The sequence below is a fragment of the Mucilaginibacter tolerans genome (assembly GCF_030519375.1).
Classification (GTDB): domain Bacteria; phylum Bacteroidota; class Bacteroidia; order Sphingobacteriales; family Sphingobacteriaceae; genus Mucilaginibacter.
This window is the reverse complement of sequence record NZ_JAUMKB010000006.1, coordinates 207,906-222,415: the sequence shown is the minus strand read 5'-3', so window position 1 is coordinate 222,415 and position 14,510 is coordinate 207,906. Positions and strand designations below refer to the sequence as shown.

The window sequence follows — 14,510 nt, the reverse complement described above, 5'->3', positions numbered from 1 at the left end:
AGATGAGCGTTTTAAAAATAGGTATTGTAGAGGATGAACTGGTAATAGCCAGAACAATTTTAAACACGCTTAATGAATTGGGTTATTCTCACTGCGGGCCTGCGATAAATTACACAGAGGCGATAGAAATGCTGGAAAAGGACAAGCCTGACCTATTATTGCTGGATATCCAGTTGTCGGGTAAAAAGGATGGGATCGATGTAGCCGAAAAGCTGAATGAATTGCACCCGATCCCTTTTATTTTTTTAACCGCCAATAGCGATGGCGAAACAATTGACCGGGCAAAAAAAGTAAGGCCCCATGCTTATATTGTTAAACCTTTTACCAAAGAAGAACTGTTTGCTGCCATTGAAATCGCATTCAGCAATTTTGCCGGTAATCGTAGCGATACAAAGCCGGAACAACGGAGCGCTCATACTGCGAAAGAGTTCATGTTTGTAAGGGACGGTTATGTGTTCAGAAAAATATTTTTTAGCGACTTACTCTACCTGGAGAGTGATGCCAATTATGTCACACTACATCTTAAATCGCAAAAGAAAGTGATGGTCCGATCTACGTTAAACGACTTTATTGAACAACTCAATGTGCAAAAGTTCATGCGTATCCATCGCTGTTATTCGGTAAACATTAACCTTATAGACGACGTTTTCCCTACTGAAGTTTCCGTCAATGGAACTAAGATTCCCATTGGTAAATCATACCGGGAAGAGCTCTTCAAGGCCCTGGGAATAAGCGAAAACTAATACGCAACTCTGCTCTTCTTCACAAATCTTCTATCATTCATCCCTAACGGCGAATATTCGTCCCTTTTATTTCAGATTTTTTTAAATCGGGTACAACTTTAATCCTGTTATGGCATTGCTCGATTTGGATAAGATCATTATTAAACGGACAGTTATTGGGATACGGTGCACGGCATGTGGTGGTAATCTGATCGATTATAAAAAAAAACATTTGTTGGCACTGTGATAAAGCTGATCTCATTCGGAACGGTTAAGCCGAAAGCCTACGAATGTGAGAACTGCAGAAAGAAGCATATTTTACTATAAACAATATTTCTACTTCACCATTATCGTCAAACAATTAAACAAACAACATCATGAGTATTAGATTAGGCGACATCGCACCAGATTTTCAAGCCGAAACAACAAAAGGCACCATCAATTTTCACGATTGGATTGGTAATGGCTGGGCTATTCTGTTTTCCCACCCAAAAGATTTTACACCGGTTTGTACTACCGAACTGGGTTACATGGCAAAAATGGCACCTGAATTTGCAAAAAGAAACTGTAAGGTTATTGGTCTTAGTGTAGATCCGGTAGAAAGTCATTTAAGATGGGAAAAGGATATTGAAGAAACACAAGGGTATGCTGTAAACTATCCGATGATAGGCGACCCGGCATTGGCCATAGCTAAATTATACGATATGCTTCCTGCTGATGAGCCCGGCACTTCAGAGGGCAGAACCGCGGCTACCAATCAAACAGTACGTTCGGTATTTATAGTAGGCCCCGATAAAAAAGTAAAACTGCAATTAACATATCCCATGACAACAGGCCGCAACTTCGATGAAATATTGCGCGTGCTTGATTCCATGCAGCTTACTGCAGCGCACAAAGTTGCCACTCCGGTTAACTGGAAAAAGGGTGAGGATGTGATCATTGTGCCGGCAGTATCGGATGACGAAGCAAAGGAGAAATATCCGAACGGCTGGAAGATTGTTAAACCATACCTGCGTGTTGTAGCTCAACCAAGTATGATGAATTAATCGAAATCACTTACCCCTGGCACAGCATTAAATTATGAGAGCATCAACATCCATGCGCATTTGGTTTGCCTTTGTAGGTACGATCTTATGGACTGGCATTTATCTTACAGGTTTCTCCAAAGCAAACTGGGTGCTCTATGTTCCTGCGGCCGGGTTTATTCTCGGGGCCGTTACAGGGTTATGCCCGTCGCTGACCGTAATCTCAAAAATCTTTATTAAACAACCGTTAAAGAAATAGAACATGAAACTACGTGTAGTGGTATTGGGTGCCGGGTTTGGAGGATTGGAACTTACTTCCATCCTTTCCGAAACTATTGGTGACAACCTTGATCTGACCCTAATAGATCAGAATGACACATTCTATTTCGGCTTTTCAAAGCTCGATGTCATGTTTGGTCACAAGGCGGCGGATTCGATCAAAATTCCTTATAGCAGTATTGTAAAGCCGGGGGTAAAGTTTCGCAAGGAAACTATAACGGCTATAAATCCTGTAACAAGAGCGGTTACTACACAAAACGGCATCTATGAAGCCGATGTATTAGTGGTTGCGCTTGGCGCAAACTATGACATCAACGCAACGCCCGGCCTTGCTGAATTTGGCAACGAGTATTACACTTTTGAAGGTGCTGTAAAACTAAGAGATACGATCCCGGACTTTAAAAAGGGGCATGCGGTAGTGGGTGTATGCGGTGCCCCGTTTAAATGCCCACCCGCACCAAGCGAAGGCTCGTTGATGCTGCATGATTATTTGGTTAGTGCAGGCATACGCAATGATTGTACGATCAGTCTTGTGATACCGTTTGGATCACCTATTCCTCCTTCACCGGATTCATCGAAAGCGTTAATTAAGGCGTTTGAAGAGCGAAGCATTCATTTTATTCCCCAGCATAAGGTAGCATCGCTTCGTGAGAAAATAGCCGTGCTTGATGATGGCACTGAAATACCATTCGATTTGTTTCTCGGTATCCCAAAACATGTCGCGCCTGATGTGGTGCAGCAAAGCGGGTTGACAGTTGACGGATGGATACCTGTCGACAGACAGAACTTATTGACCAGGTTCCCTAATGTGTATGCTATTGGTGATGTGACCAGCGTAGGAACACCTAAAGCCGGTGTATTTGCCGAAGGCGCTGCAAAAATTGCTGCTGCTTCTATTATAGCCACCTATCATGGTAAGCAAAACGAAGCGACTTATACCGGAGCTGGCTCCTGTTATATCGAGTTTGGTAAGGGAGAAGTGGCCCGTGTGGATGTTGACTTTTTCTCTGGCCCGAAGCCTTTTGGCATTCACCACGATGCATCTGAAGCACTGGTAATAGATAAACAATATTTTGGATCAAGCAGAAAGGCCCGTTGGTTCGGGTTGTAATAGGAGCATAATAGTTAACCGATTATCATATTAAATCTGAACAAAATGACAACTTTTTTAATCGAAATACCACATTCAGAAAACACCGTTGAGTGTCAGCATGTGATTAAGTTATTTGTAGAGTCTGGTTCGCATTTGCTTACACATGCCTATTGGGGTTGCAAATCCGGTGTTCATAAATCCTATTTTATCAGTGAATTTGACAACAAGGAAGAAGCACTTCAGACTGTTCCTCCATTTTTACGGCGTCACGCAAACATTATCGAATTGGTAACATTCAGCAAAAATGACATTCAGCAGTTTGCTGAGGCGAATGCAAAATGAGGCGGCATATAAAAAATACAAGAGCCATGAATTAACCAATTCATGGCTCTCGTTATTAAATGCGCTTGCGCCAACGTACTATGCCTTTTTCATTAAAACTTTCTTCTTTAACCATTCGCGAACGGGCTCATCATATAGTTTCAAGGAAGCGTATGCAATTGCAATGCTCACTATCACCAATAGCAGCCCCATCAACATGCCGTGAACCCCCAATGGTATTTTGTTGTTGACAACCCACGCAGTGAATACATAGATCAAAGGGTAATGAGTAATATAAAGCGGATAAGAAATATCGCCAAAAAACTTACAGATACGTTCCGACCTCGCGCTATGTAATATTCCGCCGGCCCCTATCGAAACAATAACCGGGAACACGAAGATTACGCAAGCCGCATCATAAATGCCATTCATCCACAGATGATGTTCATCGCCTATGCGGGGAATGCTAAGTGCGATAAGAATCATCAGACTGGACCACCAAAAGGCATTTTTAATACGGATGATTCCGCCGATGCGGCAAAGCAAAACCCCGGCAAAGAAGGGATAAAGCACCCGTGTAAACCCTACAAAGAGTTGATCGCCGGTAATTGACCAGCCACCGATGAGATCGCCCTGCGGGCCAAAAATTAAATAACCTATCATCATGCACCCTGCCAGTGATACTAAAATAGAAAGAGCAAGCTTTGAAAAACGACGGACAGCAAGGGCATAAAGAATATTGGCAATATATTCGAAAAACAATGACCAGGCCGGGCCGTCCAATGGGTGCATTTCCTGCCAGCCACGGATATCCATTGAAACAGGAACGGGTATTAATGTAGCGCCTATAACCATTAGAAGTAATACCTCCCACACGGGTGTGCTGGCAATATTTGGAAAAGCAACAGGGCTAACCTGGAAATAAAACAGCGCTGCCCCTATAATAGAGCCCAATACAACCATGGGTTGCAAACGCACAAGCCTTCTTTTGTAAAAATCCCATTGGGTCATTTTAGTCCAGCGGTCGTCATAAGCATAGGCAACTACAAAACCCGACAATAAAAAGAAGAAATCCACTGCCAGGTAGCCGTGATTAATGATTTGAATAAAGCGGTTACCACCCGTAAAGGTTTCAAACACGTGAAAAACAATAACCACAACAGAAGCCACGCCGCGCAAACCATCGAGGATAGGATAGTGCTGTTTGGATTCAAGATAAGTAGTGCTCTTACTCATAAATGATTTGATAGTTTAAAAAGGTTATAAAATTGGTTGATAAATTTCAGATGGTTTGAATATACTTAATTGTTTTGTTATGCTTCCCATTGGTTAAAACTGCTGTAAATAACTCAGTTTGAAAATAATGTGGTCCTCTGTCTGGTCGATTATCGGTCGCGTACGCAGTTGGTTGTTGATACCCCTGTTATAAATAAAGTACACATAGCTCAGTGGCGAAAACTCCCAGGCTAATCTCAGATTGTATGCATTAGAGTTGTTGAGTAAGTTTTTCTGGTATATGCCGCTAAATTGCAGATGAGGATTAAGCGCAAAACGGCCCTGTAAAATATACAAGTTAACAAGTTCACTGGTATTGTCGGCTCCTACGTGATCGAAATGATTCCGATTATACTCCCCTATTAAAGATACATGTGGACTTGGAGCGAATTGTACTTTATAATCGATAGTTGTTAATCTTCCATTAAAATAAGACCCCGACGTAAACGAGATCATCGCATTCAATATTTTTGATGGGTCGGTCGATAAATATATCTGCTGATTAAAGTAATGATAATCCCCAGGTGCAATGTTGAGATTCAGGGGCGAAAAAATCGAAGTAAGGTGTTGCCATATCGATTCAAAACCATATCCAAAATAGCCGCCATTTTTAAAATTAAACCAAACAGGGTAAAAAGGGATATGGGCCTCTGCAAACTTTCCCGTAGATGCTGTATAATAAATTTCCGGTAAAATGCCTGGCGCATAAGCTAACAGGAAGCTCTTAAACGGGAGCAGTTTGCCCCGGTAAAAATAGTTTATACCAGGTGTGGTCGCAATCACATCACTGCGTGAAACAAAACCCATTTGCGGATCAAAATCCTTTGTTATAACCGATTCTGTCAACCATATTTCATGATTGTTGGTATTGTTGAAATACTGAACCACGCCTGCAAATCCTTTAGCTCCGGTATTGGTTGTAGTTGATTGCGTAACAATCGCATTGATGGAATTGGATTCATTGAACCTAAAAAAACCGTCCATAGTGGATTCAAAGTTGGCTGCGCCGGGCTGTTCTTTAAGTGAAACAATGCCCCCAATACGACTTTGGTGACCAAAGTTTTGCGAGAATCTGCCTACAAAAAAGTTGGTTGCTGACCCCCCGTTATACCCTTGCTGACGGATTGCCATTGCGCCATAATTCACCGTTGCCGAACGGTAAACAAAACGTCCCCCACCAACTATCGGAATCGGATTGCCGCTTGTATCCAAACCGATGTTCCGGCTATTAAAAGGTTGGTAGCGCATATTGCCGCCGGCCTGATCGCCATTCATGCTGATTTGAACCCCGAAGAGTGACGCGTTCTCAAGGAAAAACTGGCGTTTCTCAGGGAAAAAAACATTAAAACGGGTAGTGTTATTTACTTGCTGGTCAACATCTGCCTGAGCAAAATCCGTATTCGCTGTAAGGTCAAGCACTGTATTTGGATTGATCGCCCATTTCAGATCTCCTCCATATTTAAAACTTGAGGTATGTGGCTTTGCACCTGCAAAATTTGCATAGTGATCTTCAGATGCCAGAACGTAAGGGTCGACAATGATATTCGTAGCAGGTGGCGGGGGCTGCAGGTTGGTTAGTACACCAGCATAATTCATATGGGCAGATGAAAATATGCGGGGAAAGGGTGAAAAGGCGCTGATTTCGTTAGTAAGTCTCCGGTTGCGATATGCATTGAAACCCCAACTCTGTATACTGTCCTTACTTTTGGGGTATCTTAATGTTTTCCAGGGAATGGCCATCTCAGCAACCCAGCCCGAATCGCTGCGTGATGTATTTACAGTCCAGAGCCCGTTCCAATCTATGTCATAATAAATATCATCGAACGCGAGCAGATCGCGTTCCACCCCATAAGCGTTTGTCGCAAAAACCATGGCATTGCGCTGATCATTGAAAGTGTCAAAAGCCAGGTTCACTAGGTCATGCCTCAGATAGTCAAAATCCCGCACAAAGTCTGTCGCCATGATCGCTCTCTTACCCTTGGGATCTTTACATACGACGCCCACATACAGGTATTTCTGGTTATACAGTACTTTAATTACTGTTGTATAATTTGACGGCTGACCCTGGTATGGTTCAACCTGGATAAAATCTGAAGCACCTATGGCTAAACTCCATTCGGGCTCATCTAAAATGCCGTCTACCTTTATATTGCCCGGAATTTTTGTTGCCTTTAACTCGCGACGATGCGGGTTTGGTTTAAAAAAATCAGCGTCCTGGCCAAAAACAGCAGATACGGAGATAAAAAAGAAACAAGCCGCAAGTAAGGGTCTAAACATGGATCATTTGCAGTAATCATGAGGGGGCCTGATTGAAATTATTTTAAACTTATAAATTTTTAATCACCCTGCAAGGGTTATCTGTTTCAACGCAGAAATAAAATATCTCATTTTTCTTGGATTTATGAGAACGATCATTACATTTGTAGTGTACTATTATACTAATACACTAATATGATTCAAGTTCAAAATCTTGACTTTTGGTATAAAAAAGGCCGACCGGTTTTTAAAAACTTGAACCTTTCGCTTGTTCCGGGACATATTTACGGCTTATTGGGAAAGAATGGATCAGGAAAATCCACCCTTTTGAAATGTATTTCGGGCCTGTCCTTTCCGGCACACGGGAAATGCTTTATATACGGCGCTGAAACTTCAGAGAGGATGGTTCATACACTTGCGAACGTTTTCTTCCTTGCAGAGGAGGTTTACGTTCCGGCACTTACGCCAGGACAATTTTTAAAGAACACCGCTGCCTTCTATCCAAAATTCAGCATAACTGATTTTTATGCTTACCTGAAAACATTGGATGTTGATCCTGAACAGACGATGAGCAATATGTCTTACGGGCAGCAAAAAAAGGTTATGATCGCCTTTGGAGTAGCTACCAACGCTTCGGTATTGATTATGGATGAACCAACTAATGGTCTCGACATCCCTTCAAAGGTGCAGTTCCGGAAATTGATCGCATCTGTTCTGAATGACGAGCGCTGCATTATCATTTCCACTCACCAGGTTCGCGATCTTGATAGCCTGATCGATACAGTTTTGATATTGAATGACCACAAGATCGCCGTAAATAGTTCAGTCGATACGCTCACCGATAAATTACTGTTCGGCGTATTTGAGAATACCAGCGGGGTAAATGTGCTTTATGAAGAGGAGAGCATGCGAGGTAAACATGCTATTGTTCAAAATACATCAGGCAAATTCAGTAAAATGGATCTTGAACTGCTTTTCAATGCTGTTACTTCCGGCAGTAGCAAAGTGCCTCAAATACTCGAAGAAGGAGGCGGCAATGAATAATTTGTTTAGCTTACGGCGCTTTTGCCGTCTTTTTGTTAAGCACACTGCCGAGCATTACCGCATCTATCTTATGTCTATAGCCGTACTGGCGGGGGTTATATTACTTGGCGGAGCATTTCTGTTTTTTGTTATACCCGAACCACCTGATCCGGGTTTGCAAACAGCAATATTCGTCATACTTATGCTTATTGCGGGGACCATATTTACCAGTACCGTTTTCAGCGATTTTGGCGATAAGAAAAAAGCTATGGCTGCATTAACGCTCCCGGCAACTGCATTTGAAAAATTTCTTGTTGGCTGGCTATATTCTTATCTCATATTCCTGTTGATTTATACGGCTGTATTTTACCTGGGGCTTATTGGTTTGGCAAATGCGAAACACTGGGAGCCCAATCAACATTTTGTTTTATTCAGCATTCAGCAAAGGGGCTTTTATACCGTATTGACTATTTATTCCCTGCTTCATGCAATTGCCCTTTTTGGAGCTATATTTTTCAATAAGCTGCATTTTATTAAAACAGGGTTCGCATTTTTTATCGGTTATGTGGTACTGATGATTTTCAACACGGTATTCCTTAAAGCCATTATTGGTCTTGATGTGATTAAGGCTGCTATGCCTTTCGGCTTTCTCAATTTCAATGTAGGCGATAAGTATTACTCCATTGTTACGAAGGCCATACCCCCACAGGCGATCCTGACCGTCCTATGCATTTCGGCGGTGTTAATATGGGTTGCAGCTTATTTCAGGTTAAGGGAAAAGCAGGTTTGATATGGAATTTAAAGATAACGAAGCGATATACCTGCAGATTGCCGCATTTGTGTGCGAGAATATCCTGGCCGGAAAATGGACAGCCGGGCAAAAGATACTCTCGGTGCGCGATCTGGCTGTAGAATTGGAAGTTAACCCTAACACGGTGATGCGCTCTTACGAATTTTTGCAGAGCCTGGAGATAGTTTATAATAAACGTGGCCTGGGCCTTTTTGTAGCCGACGATGGGTTTGAGAAGGTAAAGGCTTATCGCAAACAACAGTTTGTGCAGCAAAATCTGCCCGATTTTTTTAAAAATATCTACCTGCTGGACATATCCATAGACGAGGTGCGGCAGCAGTATGAAAATTTTCTGGCTAAACAATCCATTACTAAATCGAACAAGGAAGAACATGAAGACAAGCAATAAGATATTAATAATAACCCTGGCTATATTAATCATCAGCCTGATTGCTTATGACCTTAGTCTCAGAGCGGAGTACCGGAAAGGTGATTACACAAATCCGTACCGTGACTATATCAGTTTAAACTATCATGACTTTAATGAGATCGAATTGAACGCATCCACTGCAGTAAATATCATCATTGTTCAAGGACCATATAAAGTGCTGGCTAATCCAGGCGCTGAAGATTTCCTGCGTGTAAATAAGCAAGGCAAGCGACTGGTGATAAACGCCGCCTTTCCGGATCATTACAGAAATATTGCGGCCAACTATGTCCTATACATTTCCTGTTCTAAGCTTTCTTTGTTGAAAACGGATGCGCGATACACTACAAACGGTGCACCGGTAACCGATACTGTGGCGCGGGATATAAGATGGTATCCCACATTAATTAAAGGTTTCAGTTTAGATAGCCTTAAAATACAGGCAGATCATGCGAGTAATATAGTTCTTGAAAATAATCGGATCAATATATTGAATGGCGTTACTGGCCAAAGTAGCGGGAGCGGATCAGCTTTAACCATTGGCGGCAACAACAAATTCGCCAAAAGCAACCTGGATATTTGCAATAAAAGCCAGCTGGTGATCAAGGGCGGCACATCGGCCGACTTAAATTATCATTTAGCCGACAGCGCGACGCTGGTAGTAAACGGCGCGGCGGTAAAACATCTTTTAAATCTTAAATAGCTATGAAATTAGTAATCAATTCTTTGTCTAAGACTTATGCTAACGGTGTAACAGCCTTAAAGGATGTCTCGCTGACGCTTACAAATGGCATGTTTGGCCTGCTTGGTCCCAACGGTGCAGGCAAGTCATCGTTGATGCGCACCATCGCCACGCTGCAGGAAGCGGATTCAGGCAGTGTTTTCCTGGATGACCTGGATGTATTAAAAAACAAAACGCAGGTTAGGCAATTGCTGGGCTACCTGCCTCAGGAGTTTGGCGTATATCCCAAAATATCAGCCGAACGGATGCTTGATCATATAGCACAACTAAAGGGCGTAGGCAATGTAGGTGAACGGAAAGACCTGGTCCTTGGCCTGTTAGAGAAAGTCAATCTGTTTAAAGATCGCAAAAAACATCTGGGTACTTATTCCGGCGGTATGAAACAGCGCTTTGGCATAGCGCAGGCACTTATAGGCGACCCCAAACTGATCATCGTTGATGAACCGACAGCAGGTCTCGATCCGGCTGAACGAAACCGGTTTTACAATCTGCTGAGTCAGTTGGGCGAGAATACCATCGTAATTCTCTCGACACACATTGTTGAAGATGTGAGTACGCTTTGCTCCAACTTCGCCATTATATGTCTTGGTGAAGTTTTATACGCAGGCGATCCCGAAACAGCAGTAAAAGAATTGGAAGGCAAAATCTATTCTAAGGCGATAAGCCAATCCGAGATACAATATTACCGGGACGTTTACAATGTAATATCCACCCAGCTTAAATCGGGAAAGCTGCATATCAGGGTATTAAAAGAGGATGACCAGCCGCAGGATGGTTTTAGTTTAACTGCCCCTAATCTTGAAGATGTTTACTTCAGCAATATTGCCACACGTGTAGATGTGAATACTATGTAAAGCACTCAAAAACAATAGCTTATGTTTTCAAAAATATTTCTGTTCGAGATCCGGAATCGGGTCCGCAGGCCCGCCGTTTACCTTTATTTTTCAGCTGTATTGCTGTTTACAATGTTCGCTTTCTCCACCGGTTCTTTACCCGTGGGCGAGAAGGAACATATCAACTCACCCTATCTCATCACTTTCTGGTGTTGCGGCATGACCATGATGATGATGCTCATCAGCTCGTCGTTGATGGGAACAGCATTGTATCGGGACATCGAATATCAGACGAAAGACTATTATCTTACCTATCCTATTACCAAAAACGGGTATTTCTGGGGCAGGTATCTTGGCTCTTTTGTATTTATGATATTAATCGCTCTTGCTGTGCCGGTAGCCATATATCTTAGTACTTTTATCGGGCCGTTAACGGGAAAGACTGTTCCAGCGCAATATGGTCCAAACCGGCTCATCTATTATCTTTATCCGTTTCTGCTTATTGCAATACCTAACGTATTCTTTACCTCGTCGCTTTTCTTCGGCCTGGTCGCTATTACCCGAAATGTTAAGGTGATCTACTTTGGCGGCATATTATTATTCCTTTTTTATTTCATCGCCCTGTTCTTTCTCGATCATACTACCAACACGACTGTTATTGGTATCTCCGACCCGTTCGGCTTAAATGGCGTAAGGTTTCAAATGAACAATTCGAGTACAGCAGAGCATAATAACTCGCTCATCGCGATGAATGGCCCGCTGGCTGTAAATCGCTTCCTTTGGCCCGGACTTGGTTTAGTGGTATTGATAATCACCTATTTCCGGTTCAATTTCGAGAGGTTTTTTGCCGGTAAACGCGACAAAGCGGCTATTGATGAAACGGGTACGCGATCAAATAAACTGCTCAAAATACCGGCTGTAAGTTTTTCGGGCAAGTACAACAAAATCACCTTAAAAAGCCTTGTAAAACTCGAGTTAGTAAATATTATCCGCGATAATTATTTCTGGATAATCGTAGGGGCAGGCAGCGTGTTTTTAGGATTTGTATTCTGGCTGGGAGATAATAACTATGGAGTGCCTGACCTGCCACGAACAGTTTCACTTCTTGGGATCTTCGCCGACGCTTTTCCGTTCTTCATCTTTTTCATCATCATGTTCTACACCGGTGAAACCCTGCAGCGTGACAAACTTACGCGCTACGCTTTCATCAACGATTCGCTGCCACCGCCAAACTGGGTATTGAACGGGTCAAAACTGATCTCACTTTTAGTCATAGCAACGGGCTTATCGCTGGTGCCTTTGGTAGTGGGGGTAATTGTTCAATTAATTAAAGGGTTTACGCATCTCAATTTTGGGGCCTACTTTTGCTACATATTGATTATCCTACTGCCTAAATTACTCATGGCAGCAGTTCTCTGTTATCTGGTTCAGGTAATCTTCAATAATAAATTTGCAGCTTACGCATTTGGCATCACGCTATGGATAGGAATGTTCTTCCTGGATACTACCGGCACGTTTGACTACCACCTGCTATTATACTCTTATACCCCTAAATCCGGCATGTCTGATATGGACGGTATGGGGCATATGGTTAGACCCGTGCTTTGGTTCGATCTGTATTGGCTGTTGGCAGCCGGGTTGCTTATCATTATTGCGGCGCTTTTCTATAATCGTGGTGTTAATTCATCATTTAAAGAAAGATTACAGCTTGTCCCTGAAAGGTTCGATGGGAGGACTAAACTTTTTGTTTTCGGTTTACTACCGTTGTTCCTGGCAGCCGGAGGATATATTTATTATAACATAAGCTACGTGAATGAGTACCTTACCAAAACTGAAAACGAAGACCGCTCCATCATTTATGAAAAGACGCTTAAACATTTCCAGAGCCTGCCATTGCCCAAAGTTACCCATATTAAAATGTATGTTGATCTTTTCCCGTACGAAAAGAAAGAACTCGTCAGAGCAGCGGTAACCATCACCAATAAAAACAGCCAGCCCATATACGCAATGCTGTTGGACGGCGATGAACTGACTGACTATTCTATCAGTATAAATGGGAAGCCTATGGCTTTTACTTATCCATTGCTCTATTCGCGCGGATTTTTCAGTTGGTTTGGATCGAAACGGGATACAGCCGAATTCAGGGTATATAATTTCGATAAACCGCTTGCTCCGGGAGACTCTGCGATATTGCAGATAAATTCGTCAGTTATACACAAAGGGTTTACCAATGGCCTTTATGCTAATAACTTATTAAACAACGGCACATTTTTTACCGGCGGTCTGCCTGGCCTGGGTTATGATGATGACGATGAAATAAGCAGCCCTTATGTTCGGAAAAAAGCTGGTTTGCCACCTAAGGAAGAAGAAGAAGTATCGCAGAACGACCCTACAGGCATTATGAATTTAAAAGCTGGGAAAGCGGCCGACCTGGTAAGCATCGATGTAACCGTAAGCACCGAGAATGACCAGCTTGCCATTACGCATGGCGATCTGATAAGGCAATGGAAACAGAACGGGCGTAATTATTTTCATTACGTACAAAATAAGCCGGGTATGTATGTGCCATTCGGAATTCTCTCGGGCAGGTATGTCGACCGGAAGGACAGCGTAATGGTTGGTCACAAGGTTAACATTGACGTTTATTATGATCCGGAACATGGCAACAACGTCGATCGTTATCTCAAAGCCTATAAAGACGGCTTGAAATACTACAGCAGCGTTTACGGGAATTATCCCTTTAACAATATCAGGCAAGTTGAAACCGCACCTTACGGCCCCCGTGAAGCTGCGACAACTACTTTGAATACCTATTCAGAACTCAACGGCTGGAACGCCAACTTTACTAACCCGGATCAATTTGACTACTTATATTCAAACGCTACCAGGGCCCTTGCACAACAATGGTGGCGTTTCCAGGTAGCGCCAAATAGCACTAACGGGTCGCTTGTAATACCCGAGGGTTTGGCTAACTATGATGCACTTGTAATGAACGAGAAGAAATATGGCAAGGCTAATATGCGCCCCGTCGTGCTGAACCAATTGTGGTATTACCTGTTTGTCCGCAGGCGTATGGATGAAAAAGAACAGCCCGTTATCAAAGCTGATAAGTGGTTTGAGTGGGGAGATAAAGTCGGCGTCGGAATGTATGGTTTGAGGGAATTAATAGGCGAAGACAGCCTGAACAATGCTTTGCGTGAATTTAAAAGTGCCTATGCTTTTAAAAGTACCGGCCCTTTTGCCGGGGCAAATGACCTATACCGCTATCTGCAGAAACATACTCCTGATTCGTTGCAATATTACCTGACTGATACCTGGCAAAGGGTAACGCTTTATGATAATAAGATTAGCTCAGTCACAGTGAAACCGACCGGGAATAAGGATGAATATAAAATCGATCTCAATGTGAATATTGATAAAACCCGGCTTAATGATAAAGGCGAAGACACGTCAGCATCAAACATGAATGACTACATCGACATCGGTGTTTTTGGGCAGGATACCAAAGACAAAGAAGGCAGCACGAAGGCTCATTTTGTTTACCTTAAGCGATACAAATTCAAACGAGGGGACCGTAAATTAACCATAATTGTTAAAGGTAAACCCCACACTGTGGCAATTGATCCGCTTGGATATCTGGTTGACCAGAATCCAAATGACAATCTTAAGACCTTGAACTAACTGGTCAAATAACAAATAGTAAAAGCATATGGTAAGTTTGAGT

Annotated in this window: 13 protein-coding genes; 11 read left to right on the top strand and 2 right to left on the bottom strand. The window is 42.7% G+C overall.

The annotated features are described in order from the left end of the window. The first annotated feature begins 2 nt into the window (after positions 1 to 2). From Q3A68_RS10920 to Q3A68_RS10900, 5 genes are all read left to right on the top strand, one after another. Positions 3 to 743, top strand: coding sequence for a LytR/AlgR family response regulator transcription factor (locus Q3A68_RS10920; protein ID WP_302901120.1), 741 nt, complete (start codon positions 3 to 5; stop codon positions 741 to 743). A 356-nt stretch (positions 744 to 1,099) separates the two neighbouring features. Then, the gene (locus tag Q3A68_RS10915) at positions 1,100 to 1,768 is read left to right on the top strand and encodes a peroxiredoxin (protein ID WP_302901119.1); all 669 of its coding nucleotides are present in this window, start codon (positions 1,100 to 1,102) and stop codon (positions 1,766 to 1,768) included. A gap of 34 nt (positions 1,769 to 1,802) precedes the next feature. Continuing rightward, positions 1,803 to 2,006, top strand: coding sequence for a hypothetical protein (locus tag Q3A68_RS10910; protein WP_302901118.1), 204 nt, complete (start codon positions 1,803 to 1,805; stop codon positions 2,004 to 2,006). A 3-nt stretch (positions 2,007 to 2,009) separates the two neighbouring features. Then, a complete protein-coding gene (locus Q3A68_RS10905) occupies positions 2,010 to 3,137 on the top strand; it encodes an NAD(P)/FAD-dependent oxidoreductase (protein WP_302901117.1) in 1,128 nt (375 codons plus the stop codon). Positions 3,138 to 3,182: 45 nt separating this feature from the next. Next, complete coding sequence (locus tag Q3A68_RS10900) at positions 3,183 to 3,461, top strand: hypothetical protein (protein ID WP_302901116.1); 279 nt, start codon at positions 3,183 to 3,185, stop codon at positions 3,459 to 3,461. Between the two features lie 78 nt (positions 3,462 to 3,539). Here the strand turns inward: Q3A68_RS10900 and Q3A68_RS10895 are convergent, their stop codons facing one another. Further along, positions 3,540 to 4,676, bottom strand: a complete 1,137-nt coding sequence (locus Q3A68_RS10895; protein WP_302901115.1) for an acyltransferase family protein — start codon at positions 4,674 to 4,676, stop codon at positions 3,540 to 3,542. Positions 4,677 to 4,769: 93 nt separating this feature from the next. Then, positions 4,770 to 6,992, bottom strand: coding sequence for a carbohydrate binding family 9 domain-containing protein (locus Q3A68_RS10890; protein WP_302901114.1), 2,223 nt, complete (start codon positions 6,990 to 6,992; stop codon positions 4,770 to 4,772). 174 nt (positions 6,993 to 7,166) lie between these two features. On the opposite strand from Q3A68_RS10890, the gene Q3A68_RS10885 reads away from it, so the two are divergent. The 6 genes from Q3A68_RS10885 (at position 7,167) to Q3A68_RS10860 (ending at position 14,467) form a co-directional block, all read left to right on the top strand. Continuing rightward, a complete protein-coding gene (locus Q3A68_RS10885; RefSeq protein WP_302901113.1) occupies positions 7,167 to 8,015 on the top strand; it encodes an ABC transporter ATP-binding protein in 849 nt (282 codons plus the stop codon). Between the two features lie 70 nt (positions 8,016 to 8,085). Then, on the top strand, positions 8,086 to 8,784 hold the full coding sequence (locus tag Q3A68_RS10880) for a hypothetical protein (protein ID WP_302901112.1): 699 nt from the start codon (positions 8,086 to 8,088) through the stop codon (positions 8,782 to 8,784). Between the two features lies 1 nt (position 8,785). Continuing rightward, on the top strand, positions 8,786 to 9,193 hold the full coding sequence (locus tag Q3A68_RS10875; RefSeq protein ID WP_302901111.1) for a GntR family transcriptional regulator: 408 nt from the start codon (positions 8,786 to 8,788) through the stop codon (positions 9,191 to 9,193). Then, entirely contained in the window at positions 9,177 to 9,914 is a 738-nt protein-coding gene (locus Q3A68_RS10870; RefSeq protein ID WP_302901110.1) for a hypothetical protein, read from the top strand. Before Q3A68_RS10875 ends, Q3A68_RS10870 begins: the two co-directional genes overlap by 17 nt. A 2-nt stretch (positions 9,915 to 9,916) precedes the next feature. After that, the gene (locus Q3A68_RS10865; protein ID WP_302901109.1) at positions 9,917 to 10,807 is read left to right on the top strand and encodes an ABC transporter ATP-binding protein; all 891 of its coding nucleotides are present in this window, start codon (positions 9,917 to 9,919) and stop codon (positions 10,805 to 10,807) included. A 21-nt stretch (positions 10,808 to 10,828) separates the two neighbouring features. Beyond that, positions 10,829 to 14,467, top strand: coding sequence for an ABC transporter permease/M1 family aminopeptidase (locus Q3A68_RS10860; protein ID WP_302901108.1), 3,639 nt, complete (start codon positions 10,829 to 10,831; stop codon positions 14,465 to 14,467). The last annotated feature ends 43 nt before the right edge of the window (positions 14,468 to 14,510 follow it).